The organism is Mesorhizobium sp. A623 (genome assembly GCF_054489405.1).
In genome coordinates this window covers 56,800-71,932 of the sequence record NZ_JBTMXB010000018.1, presented here as the reverse complement: position 1 = coordinate 71,932, position 15,133 = coordinate 56,800, and the positions used below count along the sequence as shown (strand labels likewise).

Genomic DNA, 15,133 nt, shown 5'->3' with positions numbered 1-15,133 from the left:
AGAAAATTGGTTAATGCTTCGTCACTCGCCGGAAATTCCGCACGCTTTTATGCCCAGAATAACGGTGCGATCATCGCTCCGGATCGGCTGGCTGCCGTGCCTTTGCAGTGGCAAAACTGGTCAAGGCGGCGAGGAAATCGCCCATGCCCGGCCGCTTGACCGCGCTGAAGGGCAGGGGCCTTGCCGTCTCCATGGCGGCAATGCCGATTCGCGCCGTCATCATGCCGTTGACGACACCCTCGCCAAGCTTGGCGGAAAGGCGTGCCGCCAGACCGTGACCGACGATTTGCTGCACGAAACCGTCGCCGATGGCAATCGAACCGGTCACGGCCAGATGCGCCAGAACGGAACGCGCCAGCCGAAAGAAGCCCAGCGTGCCGGGCCTGCCGCCGTAAAGCTCCGACAGGCGGCGAATCAGCCGCCCCGCCTCGAACACGACATAGGCGACATCGACCAAGGCGCGCGGGCTGACCGCCGTTACCAGCGACACCCGCTTGGCGGCATCGAGGATCATGACCTTTGCGCGGGCATCGAGCGGCCCCAATATTTCGGCTTCGGCCAGCCGCACCAGGTTCGCGCCGTCGATGATCTCGTCCTTGAGGTCGGCCATCGCGCGTCGGCCAGCTGCGGTTTCCGGCTTGCCGGCGACGAAAGCCGACAATTCGTCAACCACGGACTTTGCCGCGCGGGGGTCATCCGAGGCGATGGCTGCCAGCGCGCGCCTTTGCAGTTTTTCCACTTCGGCCAGCCGCGCGATCGCCATGAATTCGCGGATCAGGATAATCAGGAGCGCGATGGCAGCGACGCCCGCGACGCCGGCGGCCACCCAGCCTAGCCAGGGGGCGTGCGAAAACAAATTGCGAATCAGACCATCGACCCACAAGCCGACGGCCAGTGAAACCAGCACGCCGAAAGCGCCGACAAAAATCCGGCCGAGCAACGATCTTTTTTTCGGCGCGATGGCCGGCGGTGGCTCGGCGGTCGCATTGTCCGGAATATCGAACACGTCGATGTCGGCCGGAATGACCACGCCAGCTTGCGGCGGCAAGGCGCGGGGCTTTCGCGCGACCGTCTCGGTCCGATTGGGCTGTGCCGGCGGTGTTTCGTCGGCAGGAGTCGCTTCCGGTTCCAGGCGAAAGGCGGCCGGCTTGCGTGGTGCGCTCATGCCAGTCGATCTCCAATCAGGAACTGCATGGCCCGGTCCAGCCGTATATGCGGCAGCGACAGGGTGAGGCCTTCGGCTGTTCGCTCAAGCCTGGGCGGCCGAAAGCGAACGAAACGGATCGTAGGGTTATCGCCTGCCCCTCCCGCGCTGGGCGTATTGAACATCTGCACCGGCTTTTCCGGTAGGTCGCCCGGAAAAATCGCTGTTTCGGTGTTGCCGTCGAAAGTCTCGTCGCCGATCCGTTCTCCTGCCAGCGGCGTACCGATGATGACCGGCAGCGTTTCCCGCTCGTGCCTGACGGTGCCTTCACGGGTCGCTCGCACGGCCGCCATGGCAACGACATCGACCTCAGCACCCGTAAAATCCGCCCTCGCAATGGCGCGGTCCGCCAGACGCCGAACGATTGCCTGCAAACGATCATGGCTTTCGTGGTGCAGATGGTCGGCCTTGGTCGCGGCCAGCAGGATGCGGTCGATCCGGCGCGAATAGAGGTCGGTCAAGAAGTTGCCGCGGCCGATGCGAAAACAGGCGAGAATTTCGGTCACCGCGCGCTCGAGGTCGGCGACCGCGCCCGGCCCGGCATTCAACGCCTGCAACGCATCGATCAGCACGATCTGACGGTCGAGGCGGGCCACATGCTCCCGAAAGAACGGCTTCACCACATGCGTCTTGTAGGCCTCGTAGCGCCGCTCGAGCATCGCGTGCAGCGAACCCGCGCGCGGTCGTTCTTCGCCCAGGTTGGGCAGCGGCGCGAAAGTCAGCACGGGCGAACCTTCGAGGTCGCCCGGCATCAGGAAACGGCCGGGCGGCAGCGTCGACAATGCGCGGTCGTCGTGCTTGCAGGCCTTGAGGTAGCGGGCAAAACTTTCGGCCAACTGGCGCGCGATCATCTCGTCGGCATTGCCGTTCGGGTCGACCGTGGCAGACAATGCCTGCCATTCCTGCGAAAGATCGGCCCGTACCGGCAGCGCCGCCATTTCAAAGGCTTCGCGAGAGAAATCGGCGAAGGATTTTCCAAGAAGTGGCAGGTCCAGCAGCCATTCGCCCGGATAGTCGACGATATCGAGCGACAGCTTGCCCGCCGAGAACATGCGATTCCAGCCGGAAGCCGATTCATACTCGATGGTCAGCCGCAACTCGGAAATTGCGCGGGTGGATTCAGGCCAGATGCGATCGTCCACAAGGGCGGCGATATGATCCTCGTACTGGAAACGCGGTACGGCATCGTCCGGCTGCTCTTCGAGGAAGGCGCGAGCGATTCGACCGGATTTTTGCGCCTCGAACATCGGCAGGCGGCCGCCATGAACGAGATTATGCACCAGCGCGGAAATGAACACCGTCTTGCCGGAGCGCGACAGCCCGGTAACGCCAAGCCTCAACGACGGAGCAAACAGCCCCGCTGCGCGGCCCGCCAGCGTATCGAGCGCGATCCTCGCCTCGTCTGCAATACCCGTCAACGATGATGCCAAGCTGTGCCCCTGCGGCTCCAGATTCCGATATAGGCGCTGCGAACGGGCTTTGTAGTGGCTACGGCCTAAAGATCGGCGGGCGACAGGAAGGACTCCAGATAGCCCGTTCCGGGAGCCACGCTGCCGAGGCAGCCGTTGAAGCTAACCACCGCAAGGCCGGAAGTGGGAAAGCCCCGGTCCAGCGTATGGCGCGCCTTTGCATCGCCGTCGCCGGAGATTGCCATGACGAGATCTTCCATCATGGGATTGTGACCAATGAGCAGCAGCGAACCGCGCGCGCCGTTTTCCTTGATGATGGCCAGGTAGCCGGCGGCATCCTCGCTATAGAGCGCGTCCGTGAAAACGACGCGGCCGGTGTCCGTGTGGGCGGCGATCCCTTCGAGGGTCTCGCGCGCACGCCGTGCATTGGAGCAAAGAGTGAGGTCCGGCACGTAGTGGGCCGCCCGCATGGCGAGGCCGAGAGCTTCCGCATCCTCGATCCCGGAAGTATCGAGCGGCCGATCGAAATCGCGGACGCCGGGCAGCGCCCAGCCGGCTTTGGCATGTCTCAGCAGATAGAGCCTGTTCATCTGCCTCTCCGCATCCTGCGCGATTTCGCTGCCGACCACCCAGATTTAGCGGCTGGTGCGTTTTTTCGCAACTGTCGGCCTAAACACCTAGCGGATTGAATCAAAACGGAATCAGCCATCCGATGGAAGAGCCAGGCGAATCCGGTTCACGCGGCATTTCATTCTTAACAATTGCGTGAACAGAGTTTTGTTTGCTCTTGTGCAGCCATCGACCGACGAATATATAGGCGCCAATTCAGGGTCGTCGGGTGAGTCGAATGAACGAAGTCGTTGCAACCGATTACGTACCTACCGAAGACGAGCCGTTCATGAATGAACGGCAGAAGTCATATTTCCGCCAGAAGCTTCTTACCTGGAAGACCGATATTTTCCGCGAAGCGCGGGAAACACTCGAAATTCTCCAGCAGGAAAACGCCAATCATCCCGACCTCGCCGACCGCGCCTCGTCCGAAACCGACCGGGCCATCGAGTTGCGTGCGCGGGACCGCCAGCGCAAGCTGATCGCCAAGATCGATTCCGCCCTTCAGCGCCTCGAAGAAGGTACCTACGGCTACTGTGAGGAAACAGGCGAGCCGATCGCGCTGAAGCGTCTCGACGCGCGGCCTATCGCTACCTTGTCCATCGAGGCACAGGAGCGCCACGAGCGCCGCGAAAAGGTTTATCGCGACGATTGACCCCGAGCCGGGGCCTGCAAGATGCCGATGGCCGGCTTGGCCATTTCAAGCGCAGTTATTTCTTGTGGTGGGTTAATTCGCCCAGGAGCTTCGTCATCTCGTCGTCCAGGGACGGTGAAGCTTTCGAAGCAGGCGCTGCCGGCGGGTCGATAGCGAAATCATCCAGGGAAACGTCCAGTTCGTCCAGGAAATCGTCGTCAATATCGCTTGGCGGCTGTGGCTTCTGCTTCAGCGCGAGCGCCTTGACGGTCGGATAGAGCGGCGAAGAACTGATCGATACCGGCGGCAATTTGGGCGCGATGGCCAATTTTGCAGGCTCATGCGGCTTGCCGGGGTGCGCGGGTGCGGGCGGCTGCGGGCGAGCATGATGCACCACGCCTTGCTGGGGTTGCGGCCGTTGAGCGGGAGCAGGCTGGTGTCCGGCATCTCCGGTCAAGGCAGGTCGCCGCTGCGCGACCAGGCGGATATCGCGCTCGACCACCACATCCGTCGGCCCACCGATCAACAGCAGATGCTCGATGTCGTCGCGGCGAATCAGGACCAGGCGCCGATGGCTGTCGACGGGCGTCGCATCCATGACGGCCAGCCTCGTCTTGCGATTTCTGCCGCCGGCAACAAATGTGCCAAAGGTCATGCTGCGTATGAGTTTCACGGCGGCGAGCACGACAACCAGGAGAACAAGCGCCAGAAGCGTCCACAACAGCGCCCGCACATAGCCCGGTCCGGCAATGCCATCCAGCCAATCCAGCATCGTTTACCCCGCAATTTCCCTCGTGGGACACTAGACCGTTGCGTCCGGATTTCGCAAGCTGCCTTTCTTATTGCGTGATAGGGGTGTGCGCGTTGTTTTTCGCTGGCATTTGCAAGGCTGGGCCTTTTCGGGGCCAGGAGAATATGATTCAAGCGACCGACATACGGGAATCGTAGGCAGGGGGCACATGGCCAAGGAAGCGCGGGGCGATTTCTATCCCGTTCCGATCGTCAACCAGGATACTCGCCCAGGGGCGATTACGCGGTTGATCATCTTCATAGCCGTCCTCACCGGTGCCGCTATCGTTTTCGGTCTTTTTCGCGAACGCCTTGGCGATCCGTTCCTGCTGGGGATGCTCGGCGTCCTGGCCATGATCGGCGTCGGCTTCCTGTTCGCCACGGCGATCGGCTTTGTGCAGATCACGCCGCGCTCAACCAGCGACGAACTGTCGAAGGCTTTCGTCGATTCGATGGCTCAAGGGTTGCTCGTCGCGGACACCAAGGGGCGCGTGTCCTATGCCAACCGCGCCTATGCGGACATGACGGGTGCCGCTTCGGCCGCGGACCTGAGGACCGTCGAGGACTTGCTGGCCGACGTGCCCGAAGCATCCGCGACCATCAACCGGCTGGCTTCAGGCGTACGCGACGGACAGGCAGGCGACGGCGAGTTTCGCCTGGCCCAGTCGATCCGCCCCGGCGCGGACGCCGGCGCCTGCTGGTACAGGGTCCGTGCCCGCACCTTCAACGTTCCCGGCCAGCGCCAGCCGCTACTGGCGTGGGAACTGGGCGACATCTCGCGCGAACGGGCCGAGCAGGAGCGGTTCTTTCTCGATTTGCAGAAGGCCATCGATCATCTCGATCATGCGCCTGCCGGGTTCTTTTCGGCGGATCAGGAAACGCGCGTCACCTATATCAACGCCACCCTGGCGGAATGGCTGGGCATCGATCTCGCCAGCTTTACGCCGGGCTCCATCACCCTGTCGGAAATCGTTGCCGGAGATGGCATGGCGCTGGTCCGCTCGGTCAAGGCCGACCCCGGCACGACCCGCAACGCCGTCATCGACCTCGACCTGACGACGATGGGCGGCGAGGTGCTTCCCGTGCGCTTCATGCACCGCGTTTCCGCCAGTCGCGAAGGGCTTAGCGGCCCGACCCGGACCATCGTGCTCAACCGGACCCAGGGCGAGGATGCATCGGCCGATCTCCGCGCCTCGGAAGTTCGTTTTACGCGCTTCTTCAATTCGACGCCCATGGCCATCGCCGGCGTCGACCAGGCCGGGCGTATCGTGCGGACCAACGCACCGTTTCTTTCTCTGTTCTCGTCCGTGGTCGACCGTGACGCGCTCGACCGCCGCGTCCGGCTGGATACCGTCATTCACGAGCGCGACCGTTCAGGTTTCGCCGCGGCGTTCGAGCGGGCACGGCAGCGTCAGGCGGACATCGCGCCCATCGACACGGTGCTGCCCGGCAATGAAGAACGCCACATCCGTTTCTACGTGAACGCGGTCGCGGACGGTGCCGAAAGTGCGGAAGAGGCGGCGATCGTCTATGCCGTCGAAACGACCGAGCAGAAGGCGCTTGAGGGGCAAATGGCCCAAAGCCAGAAGATGCAGGCCGTGGGGCAACTCGCGGGCGGCATCGCCCATGACTTCAACAATGTGCTGACGGCCATCATCATGGCGTCGGATCTGCTGCTGACGAACCACCGCCCGTCGGACCCTTCTTTCCCCGACATCATGAACATCAAGCAGAATGCCAACCGGGCGGCATCGCTGGTCCGGCAATTGCTGGCCTTCTCGCGCAAGCAGACCCTGCGGCCGGAAGTCTTGAACCTTACCGACGTCCTGGCCGATCTGCGGATGCTTCTGGCCCGCCTGGTCGGCAATGGCATCAAGCTCAAGGTGGACCACGGCCGCGACCTGTGGCCGGTCAAGGTCGACCTTGGGCAGTTCGAGCAGGTCATCGTCAACCTGACCGTCAATGCGCGTGATGCGATGCCCGATGGCGGTGAACTGACCGTTCGCACGCGCAACGTTGAGGCAGCGGAATGCGGCGCCTTCGGCTATCGCGAATTGGCTCCGGCCGATTATGTGCTGGTGGAGACCGAGGATACCGGCAGCGGTATCGCGCCAGACGTTTTAAAGAAGATATTCGAGCCGTTTTTCACGACCAAGGAGGTCGGCAAAGGCACCGGCCTCGGCCTGTCGATGGTGTACGGCATCATCAAGCAGACCGGCGGCTTCATTTATTGCGATTCCGAAATCGGCAAGGGAACGGTGTTTCGCATTTTCCTACCCCGCCATATCGCGGAGGCGGTCAAGGCTCCCACTACAGGGGCCCTGCCGGCCGGCCATGAGCCGGCGCCAGCGCCGAAAGCGCCGGATGCGGCAAAGGATTTGTCGGGGTCCGCAACCGTCCTGCTGGTCGAGGACGAGGACGCCGTGCGCATGGGCGGCATGCGCGCACTGACCTCACGGGGCTACACCGTTCATGAAGCTTCGTCGGGCGTCGAAGCCCTGGAAGTGTTCGCCGAGCTTGGCGGCAAGGTCGACATCGTCGTTTCTGACGTGGTCATGCCCGAGATGGACGGGCCGACGCTGCTTGTTGAATTGCGCAAGCTGCAACCCGACATCAAGTTCGTTTTCGTGTCCGGCTACGCCGAGGACGCTTTTGCCAAAAACCTGCCGGCCGACGCGCAATTCGGCTTCCTGCCGAAGCCGTTCTCGCTAAAACAGTTGGCAACCGTGGTGAAGGACGTGCTGGAATCCTGATCGTTTCGTTCGGTCAGCGGATGGTGCAGGTCGAGGCCGTAAAGGCCCCGCCGGGTTGCCGCATGATGATGTCGAACGATGCATCCTTGTCGCCGTCTGCGGTCACCTGCGTCAAGGACACGCTGTTGCCGCCCGCCGTATAGCCGCCAAGCGGGCCGAGCCAGGCGATCTCTCCGCTCGGGTTCAACTGGTAATTATAATGCTGTCGGGCGCTGCCGAGCAGCAACGGCTCGCCATAGACGTGTCCCTTGATGCTTATGTCGCCGAGATGAAGGAACATGCCGAGCAGGAAGACTTCGCAATGGTAAGAGCCATCCGGCAGCTTGCCGTCGGCGATTGCGGCTTTCGCGCCATTCACAGCCGTGAGTAACGCCGCTCCGAGAACAATGGGCCGCCAGAATGCCATTTGCAGCCTCCGAAAAACCAAGGGCGTCTTCATCGTATAACGTGAAACGCCTCGATGGTATGCTTTCTGCGGCCTCGGTGAGTCGGCCACTTCCGCGTCAGTTGGAACCGAACAGAGCGTTGGGAAGCTTCGGCGAAACCGGCAAGTTCCGCGCAAGCAAATCCCCTTAGCGTCTCTCTCGTGAAGTTGAGCGTTGGTGGTGCGTTGACAATCGGGGAGGGGCTTACCGTTGGAACGTTTTATCGAGGACTACCAGAAGCGGCGGCTTACAGAGCGCGTCGACATACTAACTGCGGTCAACATCCTGAGGTCCCAAGGATATGACGACGACGAGCTGATTTCGGAAATTATCCGCGTCTTCTACGTCGACCTCGACGCCTACAACGAAATCGTCATGGCGGCTTGAGGCCAGGCAGGGAGCGGCTTTCTGGTAGCAGCCCGGCGGTTGGAGATTATTCCGCCAGGGTTTTGCGCCCTGACCGCAGAACTGTTGCAGCAGCTACGGGAATAAATCACCTGTCACAGCGGGATGTTGTCGTGCTTCTTCCAGGGGTTCTGCAAATCCTTGTTGCGCAGCATGCGCAGCGCGCGCGCCACACGGCGGCGCGTGGAATGCGGCATGATCACTTCATCGATATAACCGCGTTCCGCGGCAACGAAAGGCGACAGGAAGCGATCCTCGTAAGCCTTTGTATGCGCAGCGATCTTTTCCGCGTCGCCGATATCTTTGCGATAGATGATCTCGACCGCGCCCTTGGCCCCCATCACCGCGATCTGTGCCGTCGGCCAGGCATAGTTCATGTCGCCGCGCAGATGCTTTGAGGCCATCACGTCATAAGCGCCGCCATAGGCCTTGCGGGTGATGATTGTAATTTTCGGAACTGTCGCCTCACCATAGGCGAACAGCAGCTTCGCGCCGTGCTTGATCAATCCGCCATATTCCTGGCTCGTGCCCGGCAGAAAGCCCGGAACGTCGACAAAGGTAACGAGCGGGATGTTGAAGCAATCGCAAAACCGCACGAAACGGGCCGCCTTGCGCGAGGCGTCGCTGTCCAGCACGCCTGCCAGAACCATCGGCTGGTTGGCGACGAAACCGACCGTGCGCCCCTCGACGCGGCCAAAGCCGGTGACGATGTTTTTTGCGAACGCCTGCTGGATTTCGAAGAAATCGCTCTCGTCGCAGGTTTTGAGGATCAGTTCCTTGATGTCGTAGGGCTTGTTGGCGTTGTCGGGAATCAGCCGGTCGAGCGAAAGATCGTCATCGGTCACCGACTGGTAGCACTCGATTTCCGGAATTTCCGCCGTGTTGGAGGCGGGCAGGAAATCGACCAACCGCCGCATCTGCAGCAGCGTCTCGACGTCGTTGTCGTAAGCGCCATCGGCAATCGAGGACTTCGTCGTGTGGACCGAGGCACCGCCAAGGCTCTCGGCCGTTACCGTCTCGTTGGTGACGGTTTTGACCACATCCGGCCCCGTCACGAACATGTAGGACGTATCGCGCACCATGAAGATGAAGTCGGTCATCGCCGGCGAATAGACGTCGCCGCCAGCACACGGCCCCATGATGACGGAAATCTGCGGAATGACGCCGGATGCGAGCACATTGCGCTGAAATATCTCGGCATAGCCGCCAAGCGCGGCCACGCCTTCCTGGATGCGCGCGCCGCCCGCATCGTAAAGCCCGATGATCGGCGCGCGGTTGCGCAGCGCCATGTCCTGCACCTTCTGCACCTTTTCGGCATGCGCTTCCGACAACGACCCGCCGAACACGGTGAAATCCTTGGCGAACAGATAGACCGGGCGGCCATTGATCGTGCCCCATCCGGTCACGACGCCGTCGCCGGCGATCTTTTGGCTATCCATGCCGAAATCGGTGGAGCGATGTTCGACGAACATGTCGAATTCCTCGAACGAGCCCTCGTCCAGAAAAATCTCGATCCGTTCACGCGCCGTCAGCTTGCCTTTCTTGTGCTGGGCATCGATGCGGCCCTGGCCACCGCCGGCTCGCGCGCTTTCGCGGCGGCGTTCGAGTTCTTTCAGCACGTCTTTCATGCAATGTCCCCAAAAGGCAGGATTTTCCCTTTGGTACTTATGCGGGCAGACTAGTGCAAGCGGCGCGTTGCGCGCGCGATGTTGCAACGCAACATAATATCCCTTGCTTTTTCCGGCGAACCAGCCCATATGCGGCGTCATAGGCGCTTGGGCCGGAATTGCCGGCCTTCTCTACAAGTGAGACTGGTTGCGTCTGTTTTCCCCTTCCGACAACGGAATGTGGTGAAAAAGCCCCATAGGCAAGATGCCTGCGGGCACGACAGCGCAGCCGCGCGGGCATTATGCCTGCCGCCTTGTCGTTTCCTTACAATTTTTCGACGGCAGGTTGCGCCCTGCCGCCAGATGTTTGCGGCCACTGGGCCGTATGAAAGAAGACAATTTTGAATATTCAAAACACCGCGGAGCAGATTGTTTCCGCTGAACAAAATACGGACCAGCTTACCGGTTTCGCAGCGCTCGGAATTTCGGGCGTGCTGCTCAAGGCCACCCATGGCGCTGGCTACGCCGAGCCGAAGCCGATCCAGGTCCAGGCGATCCCGCCGCAGCTGGCAGGCCGCGATATTTTCGGCATCGCTCAGACCGGTTCCGGCAAGACGGCCGCCTTCGCGCTGCCGATCCTGACCAAGATCATGGCGCTTGGCACCAAGCGCCGCCCAAAAACCTGCCGTGCGCTTATTCTTGCGCCGACGCGTGAATTGGCCGTGCAGATCGAGGACACCATCAAGATTCTCGCCAAAGGCGCGCATGTCTCGACGGCGCTAGTGCTTGGCGGCGTTTCGCGCTTCAGCCAGGTCAAGAAGATCGCGCCCGGTATCGACGTGCTGGTCGCAACGCCCGGCCGGCTGACCGATCTCGTTCGCGAGGGCGACCTCGTGCTTGCCGACACCAAATGGCTGGTGCTCGACGAAGGCGACCGCATGCTCGACATGGGCTTCATCAACGACGTCAAGCGCATCGCCCGTGCGACCGCACCGGACCGTCAGACCGCGCTTTTCTCGGCCACCATGCCCGACGAGATCGCCGAACTGGCCAAGGGCCTGCTGAAGAACCCTATCCGCGTCGAGGTTTCGCCGCAGAGCACGACGGTCGCCGAGATCGTGCAGGGCGTCGTCATTGCCCGCACCAAGCAGAAGCGGCAGATTCTGTCGACCATGCTGGCCGACGAGGCGATGAAGTCCGTCATCATCTTCTCGCGCACCAAGCACGGCGCGGACCGCGTCACCAAGGATCTGGAGCGCGATGGCTTCAAGGCCGCCGTGATCCACGGCAACAAGTCGCAGAACGCCCGCCAGAAGGCATTGAACGATTTTCGCGAAGGTTCGGTGCGCATCCTGGTGGCGACCGACATCGCCGCGCGCGGCATCGACGTGCCCGGCATCAGCCATGTGGTCAATTTCGACCTGCCGGACGAAGCGGAAAGCTATGTCCACCGCATCGGCCGTACCGGCCGTAACGGTAAGGACGGCATCGCCATCACGCTGTGTGATCCGACGGAAAACGCCAAGCTTCGCCAGGTCGAGCGCATCATCCGCGCCAAGCTGCCGATCATCGCGGATCACCTTGCCAGCCCCGACCCGGTGCGTAACCCGGCCGAAAAATACGAGCGCGAATATGTCGACCCGCGCCGCGTCAAGCGTCCGGGCGGCGCCAACCAGAATGGCCCCGCCAAGAAGCATTTCGGCGGCAAGCCGGACGGCGCAAAGGGCAACAACAAGCGCCGTTTTGGCGGCAAGCGCCCTGCGGCGCGCGCTGCATAATTTCTTGGCCTGATTTATTTCAGGTTCTCAATCGCGATTGGAACGGCCGGAGCTAAATGCCTCGGCCGTTTTTCTTTTGACAGACGCAAGATCAATCCGGTTTTGCGCCGGGAACCGCAACCGCTTGTCCCAAATGCGGCTGGTCCAGGCAATTTCCTGCCTTGAAACGCCGCCTCGACGTTTCTACGGTCCTTCCGAAAACTGGAAGGATAGTCTCATGGTTGGTTCGGTAATCGACGCAATCGGCAATACGCCACTGATCAAGCTGAAGCGCGCGTCGGAAGAAACAGGCTGCGAGATCCTCGGGAAGGCCGAGTTCATGAATCCGGGCCAGTCGGTCAAGGATCGGGCCGGCCTGTTCATCATCCGCGATGCCGAAAAGCGCGGCCTGCTGAAGCCAGGCGGCGTCATCGTCGAGGGCACGGCCGGCAATACCGGCATCGGCCTGACGCTAGTGGCAAAGGCGCTGGGATACCGCACCGTCATCGTCATCCCCGAGACGCAAAGCCAGGAAAAGAAAGACACCATCAAGATACTCGGTGCCGAATTGATCGAGGTGCCCGCCGTCGCCTACAAGAACCCGAACAACTACGTGAAACTGTCGGGCCGGCTGGCTGCCCAGATGGCCAAGACGGAACCAAACGGCGCGATCTGGGCCAACCAGTTCGATAATGTCGCCAACCGCGACGGCCATATCCAGACGACCGCACAGGAAATCTGGGAGCAGACCGGCGGCAAGGTGGACGGATTCGTTTCAGCGGTCGGTTCGGGTGGAACGCTGGCCGGCATTGCCGCCGGACTTCGCGCCCACAGCAAGGATGTGAAGGTCGCGCTGGCCGACCCGCTGGGTGCAGCGCTCTATAATTTCTACACCAATGGCGAATTGAAATCCGAGGGCAGTTCGATCACCGAGGGCATCGGACAGGGGCGTATCACCGCCAATCTCGAAGGGTTTTCTCCGGACTTTTCCTTCCAGATACCGGACGAGGAAGCGCTGCCGATCATCTTCGACCTGATCCAGGAAGAGGGCCTGTGCGTCGGCGGTTCGACCGGCATCAACATCGCCGGCGCCATCCGGCTGGCGCGCGAATTGGGGCCGGGTCACACCATCGTCACCGTGCTTTGCGACTTCGGCACGCGCTACCAGTCGAAGCTGTTCAATCCGGAGTTCCTGCGAACCAAGAATCTGCCGATTCCCGAGTGGATGGCGCAGAAAAGCGAAATCTCGGTTCCCTACGAAGCGGTCGCATAATGGCGCATAAGACCAAAACGCTGTTCCGCGATGATTCTTACCTGAAAGAGGCGGAGGCCACGGTCGTCGCCGTCAACGAGCGCGGCGGCATCATCCTCGACCGGACGATTTTCTATGCCACGTCGGGCGGGCAACCGGGGGATGCCGGTTTTCTGGAGCGGGCGGACGGCATCCGTATCGCCATCGCCACGACCATCACCGGTGAGACGAAGGAAGAAATCATCCACGTTCCAGCGCTTGAGCAGCCCGTACCGGGCGTTGGCGAGCAGTTGAAGCTGGTCATCGACTGGGAGCGGCGGCATCTGCTGATGCGCATGCATGTGGCTTGCCACCTGCTTTCCGTGGTCTGCCCGTCGCCGATCACCGGCGCGTCCGTCGCCGAAGACGATTCGCGCGTCGATTTCGACATGCCGGACGTCGTCACCAAGGAAGAGGTGACCGCCAAGATGATGGAACTGGTGCATGCCGATCACCCGATCTTCATCCGGCTGATCACCGAGGATGAACTGGCCGCCAACCCGACGCTGGTGAAATCCAAGAACGTGCGCCCGCCGACGGGAACCGGCCAGATACGCCTCGTCTGCATCGGCGATAACGCCAGCATCGACAGCCAGCCCTGCGGCGGCACCCATGTGAAAAGCACAAGCGAGGTTGGCGAAATCCATATCGGCAAGATCGAAAAGAAAGGCCGCGAGAACCGGCGTTTTCGTATAAGGTTCGGACCAGCGCCTGCGGTCTGACCGCAGCATCCCCATTGAATTCAGGGAGAAAAACATGGCCGAAGACAGCCCCTTCATCGTCGATGCCGACTGGCTGCAGGAAAAGATCGGCCAACCCGGCCTGACGATCGTCGACGCTTCCTGGTACTTGCCGGCGCAAAATCGCGACGCGCGCGCCGAATATGAAGCCGCCCATATTCTGGGCGCGGTATTCTTCGACCACGACCTGATCTCGGATCAGCAGTCGCCGCTGCCGCATACGCTGCCGTCGCCGCAGGCTTTTGCGCAATATGTGGGCACGATGGGCATATCCGCCGACGACACGATCGTCGTCTATGACGGGCCGGGTTTCTTCTCCGCGCCGCGTGCGTGGTGGATGTTCAGGGTCATGGGTGTTTTCCAGGTCTATGTGCTCGACGGCGGCTTCGACGGCTGGAAGACCGCCGGCCGGCATGTAACGGCGGAACTGACCAAGATCGCGCCGGGCATTTTTCACGCCGATTTCGACGCCAAACGGGTCGCGAGCCTTGCCGATATGCGCCGCATCGTTGGCTCTGACGAGAGCCAGATCGCGGACGCGCGCGGTCCCGGACGGTTTACCGGCAGCGAACCGGAGCCGAGGGCAGGCGTCCGTTCCGGCCATATGCCAGGCGCGAGGAACGTACCGGCATCTGTACTTTCCGAGAACGGCACGTTTTTGTCGAAGGACCGGCTTCGCAAGGTTGTCGCGGATGCGGGCATCGATCTGTCCAGACCGGTCGTTACGTCCTGCGGGTCCGGCATCACCGCTGCTGCGATCACACTGGCACTGGAGACGCTCGGCCATACCGACAACCGGCTCTACGACGGCTCATGGACGGAGTGGGGCGGCTTGAGCGACACGCCGGTGGTCGCTGGCAAAGCATGACCATGTCGGAAAACGGTGCCGCAAACGACATCGAGGTCACGGTCACGTTCCTCGAAATGGCTGCGCCGCCGCCGCACTATCCCTCCTTGCCGTATAATCGCCAGATCGCGCTTTTGAAGACGCGGGATATTCCCTTGCACTTCTACCGCTATCTGACGGACCGGGTCGGCCGCAAATGGCACTGGGTCAACGTGTTGCGGTTGAACGATGAAGAACTATCCGCCAGCCTGCACCGAGAAGATCGTGACATCCGCATCCTCTACCTTGATGGCGCGCCGGCCGGCTTTTTCGACGTCCGGCCGAACTTGCCGGACGAGGCGGACCTGGCGTATTTCGGCATGATGGAGCACGCGACGGGGCTGGGGCTGGGGCGCTGGTTTCTGGGGGCGGCCATCGAAGCCTGTTGGTCGCACGGCCCGAAGCGCGTGACGGTGCAGACCTGCACGCTCGATCATCCGGCAGCCCTTCCGCTTTATCAAAAGCTTGGTTTCCAGCCGGTGGCGCAAAAGAAGGAGATCATTCGCCCGATGCCCTTCAGCGAGCGCCAGGCGAGCGTGATGCGCCCCTGAAATCTTTGGCGACGATCCAGTCCGTCAGCCTGAACGTCTCATTCACTTAACCTTCAGCTTCGTTTTGGCATGG

The 15,133-nt window shown here is 61.7% G+C and carries 14 protein-coding genes; 8 read left to right on the top strand and 6 right to left on the bottom strand.

Annotated features, from left to right (window positions below; all coding sequences use genetic code 11):
- Positions 1–70: 70 nt before the first annotated feature.
- From ACX3P1_RS18230 to ACX3P1_RS18220, 3 genes are all read right to left on the bottom strand, one after another.
- A complete protein-coding gene (locus ACX3P1_RS18230) occupies positions 71–1,165 on the bottom strand; it encodes a YcjF family protein (RefSeq protein ID WP_459081028.1) in 1,095 nt (364 codons plus the stop codon).
- Positions 1,162–2,634, bottom strand: coding sequence for a YcjX family GTP-binding protein (locus ACX3P1_RS18225; protein WP_459081027.1), 1,473 nt, complete (start codon positions 2,632–2,634; stop codon positions 1,162–1,164). Before ACX3P1_RS18225 ends, ACX3P1_RS18230 begins: the two co-directional genes overlap by 4 nt.
- 65 nt (positions 2,635–2,699) lie before the next feature.
- The gene (locus tag ACX3P1_RS18220) at positions 2,700–3,203 is read right to left on the bottom strand and encodes a SixA phosphatase family protein (RefSeq protein ID WP_459081026.1); all 504 of its coding nucleotides are present in this window, start codon (positions 3,201–3,203) and stop codon (positions 2,700–2,702) included.
- A 257-nt stretch (positions 3,204–3,460) separates the two neighbouring features.
- On the opposite strand from ACX3P1_RS18220, the gene dksA reads away from it, so the two are divergent.
- A complete protein-coding gene (gene dksA, locus ACX3P1_RS18215; RefSeq protein ID WP_459081025.1) occupies positions 3,461–3,877 on the top strand; it encodes an RNA polymerase-binding protein DksA in 417 nt (138 codons plus the stop codon).
- Between the two features lie 55 nt (positions 3,878–3,932).
- On the opposite strand, the gene ACX3P1_RS18210 is transcribed toward dksA, so the two are convergent.
- On the bottom strand, positions 3,933–4,628 hold the full coding sequence (locus ACX3P1_RS18210) for a hypothetical protein (RefSeq protein WP_459081024.1): 696 nt from the start codon (positions 4,626–4,628) through the stop codon (positions 3,933–3,935).
- A gap of 187 nt (positions 4,629–4,815) precedes the next feature.
- Between ACX3P1_RS18210 and cckA the strand changes: the two genes are divergently transcribed.
- Complete coding sequence (cckA, locus tag ACX3P1_RS18205; RefSeq protein ID WP_459081023.1) at positions 4,816–7,398, top strand: cell cycle histidine kinase CckA; 2,583 nt, start codon at positions 4,816–4,818, stop codon at positions 7,396–7,398.
- A gap of 13 nt (positions 7,399–7,411) precedes the next feature.
- Here cckA and ACX3P1_RS18200 read toward each other — a convergent pair whose 3' ends face one another.
- Positions 7,412–7,804, bottom strand: a complete 393-nt coding sequence (locus ACX3P1_RS18200) for a hypothetical protein (RefSeq protein WP_459081022.1) — start codon at positions 7,802–7,804, stop codon at positions 7,412–7,414.
- A gap of 229 nt (positions 7,805–8,033) precedes the next feature.
- On the opposite strand from ACX3P1_RS18200, the gene ACX3P1_RS18195 reads away from it, so the two are divergent.
- Complete coding sequence (locus tag ACX3P1_RS18195; protein ID WP_459081021.1) at positions 8,034–8,210, top strand: hypothetical protein; 177 nt, start codon at positions 8,034–8,036, stop codon at positions 8,208–8,210.
- Positions 8,211–8,323: 113 nt separating this feature from the next.
- Here the strand turns inward: ACX3P1_RS18195 and ACX3P1_RS18190 are convergent, their stop codons facing one another.
- Positions 8,324–9,856 (bottom strand): acyl-CoA carboxylase subunit beta, encoded by a 1,533-nt coding sequence (locus ACX3P1_RS18190; RefSeq protein WP_459081020.1) that lies wholly within the window; start codon positions 9,854–9,856, stop codon positions 8,324–8,326.
- Between the two features lie 380 nt (positions 9,857–10,236).
- Between ACX3P1_RS18190 and ACX3P1_RS18185 the strand changes: the two genes are divergently transcribed.
- The 5 genes from ACX3P1_RS18185 (at position 10,237) to ACX3P1_RS18165 (ending at position 15,060) form a co-directional block, all read left to right on the top strand.
- Positions 10,237–11,613 (top strand): DEAD/DEAH box helicase, encoded by a 1,377-nt coding sequence (locus ACX3P1_RS18185; protein ID WP_459081019.1) that lies wholly within the window; start codon positions 10,237–10,239, stop codon positions 11,611–11,613.
- A 217-nt stretch (positions 11,614–11,830) separates the two neighbouring features.
- Positions 11,831–12,865: a cysteine synthase A gene (locus ACX3P1_RS18180; protein ID WP_459081018.1), complete on the top strand. Its 1,035-nt coding sequence runs from the start codon at positions 11,831–11,833 to the stop codon at positions 12,863–12,865.
- A complete protein-coding gene (locus ACX3P1_RS18175; protein ID WP_459081017.1) occupies positions 12,865–13,605 on the top strand; it encodes an alanyl-tRNA editing protein in 741 nt (246 codons plus the stop codon). The genes ACX3P1_RS18180 and ACX3P1_RS18175 overlap by 1 nt, the downstream gene beginning before the upstream one ends.
- A gap of 34 nt (positions 13,606–13,639) precedes the next feature.
- A complete protein-coding gene (sseA, locus tag ACX3P1_RS18170) occupies positions 13,640–14,491 on the top strand; it encodes a 3-mercaptopyruvate sulfurtransferase (RefSeq protein WP_459081016.1) in 852 nt (283 codons plus the stop codon).
- Positions 14,488–15,060, top strand: coding sequence for a GNAT family N-acetyltransferase (locus ACX3P1_RS18165; protein WP_459081015.1), 573 nt, complete (start codon positions 14,488–14,490; stop codon positions 15,058–15,060). Before sseA ends, ACX3P1_RS18165 begins: the two co-directional genes overlap by 4 nt.
- The last annotated feature ends 73 nt before the right edge of the window (positions 15,061–15,133 follow it).

Bases quoted from the DNA above. Each gene is read 5' to 3' on its own strand.
- ACX3P1_RS18230 (WP_459081028.1), bottom strand. From the start codon at position 1,165: ATGAGCGCACCACGCAAGCCGGCCGCCTTTCGCCTGGAACCGGAAGCG.
- ACX3P1_RS18220 (WP_459081026.1), bottom strand. From the start codon at position 3,203: ATGAACAGGCTCTATCTGCTGAGACATGCCAAAGCCGGCTGGGCGCTG.
- dksA (WP_459081025.1), top strand. From the start codon at position 3,461: ATGAACGAAGTCGTTGCAACCGATTACGTACCTACCGAAGACGAGCCG.
- ACX3P1_RS18210 (WP_459081024.1), bottom strand. From the start codon at position 4,628: ATGCTGGATTGGCTGGATGGCATTGCCGGACCGGGCTATGTGCGGGCG.
- cckA (WP_459081023.1), top strand. From the start codon at position 4,816: ATGGCCAAGGAAGCGCGGGGCGATTTCTATCCCGTTCCGATCGTCAAC.
- ACX3P1_RS18200 (WP_459081022.1), bottom strand. From the start codon at position 7,804: ATGGCATTCTGGCGGCCCATTGTTCTCGGAGCGGCGTTACTCACGGCT.
- ACX3P1_RS18190 (WP_459081020.1), bottom strand. From the start codon at position 9,856: ATGAAAGACGTGCTGAAAGAACTCGAACGCCGCCGCGAAAGCGCGCGA.
- ACX3P1_RS18180 (WP_459081018.1), top strand. From the start codon at position 11,831: ATGGTTGGTTCGGTAATCGACGCAATCGGCAATACGCCACTGATCAAG.
- ACX3P1_RS18175 (WP_459081017.1), top strand. From the start codon at position 12,865: ATGGCGCATAAGACCAAAACGCTGTTCCGCGATGATTCTTACCTGAAA.
- sseA (WP_459081016.1), top strand. From the start codon at position 13,640: ATGGCCGAAGACAGCCCCTTCATCGTCGATGCCGACTGGCTGCAGGAA.
- ACX3P1_RS18165 (WP_459081015.1), top strand. From the start codon at position 14,488: ATGACCATGTCGGAAAACGGTGCCGCAAACGACATCGAGGTCACGGTC.